This is a genomic window from Streptomyces sp. DvalAA-14 (assembly GCF_900091855.1).
Taxonomy (GTDB): Bacteria; Actinomycetota; Actinomycetes; order Streptomycetales; family Streptomycetaceae; genus Actinacidiphila.
The window spans coordinates 1-1,996 of record NZ_FMCH01000294.1; the positions used below are offsets into that span (position 1 = coordinate 1).

Below are 1,996 nucleotides of genomic sequence, written 5' to 3' on the forward strand. Positions count from 1 at the left end.
CCGCCGCCCACCCGCGTCGGCGCCCACCACCCCGTCGTACTCGGCCTCACCGCCCGGGCGGCCGGCCTCGACCCGCTGGACGCCGCCCACGCCGCCGCCTACGAATCCATCAGCGCGCCGGCCACCGCCGCGGTCCGGCTGCTCAGCCTCGACCCCTTCCACGCCGCCTCGGTGCTGGCCCGGCTGGCCCCCGAGACCGACACGGTCGCGGTGGAAGCCGCGGCGGCGGCCGCCACCGCCCTGACCGAGGGCGTCGGCGCCCTGCCCGCCGCCTCGGCGCCGCTGATCGACCTGGCGGCCGAGCACCACGCGACCTGGCCGGTCAGGCTGTTCGCCTCGTGAACCGCCGCCCCGGCCAGCCCGGTCACCGCGACCGACCCGGCCGCCCCCGGGTCCGCCACTGTCCCCGTCCCGCCCACCTCAAGGGAGCCGGCCATGCACCTCGACCATCCGCAGATCTTCCCCGAGCGATACGCGCACTCCGCCCCCGAGACCGGCGCCGACGGCCGGCGCAGGGCCCTGCGGATCGGGCTCGGCGGGCCGGTGGGATCCGGGAAGACCGCGACGGTGGCCGCGCTGTGCCGCCGGCTGCGCGACGAGGTGGCCATCGGGGTGGTGACCAATGACATCTACACCCGGGAGGACGCCGACTTCCTGCTGCGCAACGCCGTCCTGCCCGCCGAGCGGATCGTCGCCGTCGAGACGGGCGCCTGCCCGCACACCGCGATCCGGGACGACATCTCCGCCAACCTCGAAGCCGTCGAGGACCTGGAGCAGGCGGTGGGGCCGCTGGACCTCGTGCTGGTCGAATCCGGCGGCGACAACCTGACAGCGACGTTCTCCAAGGGCCTGGTGGACGCGCAGATCTTCGTCATCGACGTGGCCGGCGGCGACGACATTCCGCGCAAGGGCGGGCCCGGGGTGACCACGGCCGACCTGCTGGTGGTCAACAAGACGGACCTGGCGCCCTATGTCGGCGCCGACCTGGACCGGATGGCCCGGGACGCCGCCGCCCAGCGCGGCGCGCTGCCGGTGGTGTTCACCTCCGTCGCCGCGCCGGACGGCATCGCCCCGGTCGCGTCCTGGATCGCCGGGCGACTGGCCGCCTGGGCGTCGGTGGCGACGGGATGACCACCAGCGGCGTCCGGGCCGTCGCGCGGATCAGAGCCGTCGCGGACGGGCGGGGCGGCACGGCGCTGCCGGTGCTCGCGGGGGAGGGGCCGCTGGCGCTGCGCCGCTCGCGCGGTGGCGCGGTCATCCTGGTGGGTGCGATGAGCGCGCCGCTGGGCGGGGACCGGCTGCGGATCGAGGCCGATGTGGGCGCCGGGGCGCGCCTGGTGGTGGGGGCGGCCGCGGCGACCGTCGCGCTGCCGGGCCGGGACGGCGAGCCGGCGTCGTACGACATCCGGCTGACCGTCGGCGAGGACGCCGCGCTGCGCTGGCTGCCGGAACCGCTGATCTCGGCCCGGGGCAGCTCGCTGCGGATGACCACCAGGGTGGAACTCGCCGCGACCGCACGGCTGTTGCTGCGCGACGAGCAGATACTCGGCCGCCACGCCGAACCGCCCGGCGACCTGGCCACCCGGCTGACCGTCCAGCGCGACGGACGCCCGCTGCTCGACCAGGAGCTCTCCTTCGGCCCCGGCGCACCCGCCTGGTCCGGGCCCGCTGTCCTCGGCCCCTACCGGGCGGTCGGCCAACTCCTGCTGGTGGACCCGGATCTGGCCGGCGACCCGGCCAAGCCGCAGATGCTCACCGACTCCGCGCGGGACGGCCGCGCGATGCTGACCCCGCTGGCCGGCCCCGCCCTGCTCGTCACCGCGGTGGCGGCCGACGGCCTGCGCCTGCGCCGCCTGCTGGACCAGGGGCTCGGCGCGGCTCGGGACCGCTGAACGGCGCCCGCCGGCGTGCCCGCTCCGCCCGGTCGGGCGGGGCTCCGGCAGGGCGCCGGCCGCAGCCGCGGTCACCCGTGCGGCCCAGTGTCCGAGCGGAGCTT

At 77.4% G+C, this 1,996-nt stretch carries 3 protein-coding genes; all 3 read left to right on the top strand.

Annotation, left to right across the window (positions count from 1 at the left end):
* Window positions 1-342, top strand: a 342-nt coding sequence (locus tag GA0115240_RS14835) for an urease accessory UreF family protein (protein ID WP_272919898.1), incomplete at its 5' end; no start/stop codon positions are given.
* 93 nt (window positions 343-435) lie between these two features.
* Window positions 436-1,131: an urease accessory protein UreG gene (gene ureG / locus GA0115240_RS14840; RefSeq protein WP_093737146.1), complete on the top strand. Its 696-nt coding sequence runs from the start codon at window positions 436-438 to the stop codon at window positions 1,129-1,131.
* Complete coding sequence (locus GA0115240_RS14845; RefSeq protein WP_093737147.1) at window positions 1,128-1,892, top strand: urease accessory protein UreD; 765 nt, start codon at window positions 1,128-1,130, stop codon at window positions 1,890-1,892. The genes ureG and GA0115240_RS14845 overlap by 4 nt, the downstream gene beginning before the upstream one ends.
* Window positions 1,893-1,996 lie beyond the last annotated feature (104 nt).

Coding starts and splice junctions, on each gene's coding strand:
- ureG (WP_093737146.1), top strand. CDS start 436: ATGCACCTCGACCATCCGCAGATCTTCCCCGAGCGATACGCGCACTCC.
- GA0115240_RS14845 (WP_093737147.1), top strand. CDS start 1,128: ATGACCACCAGCGGCGTCCGGGCCGTCGCGCGGATCAGAGCCGTCGCG.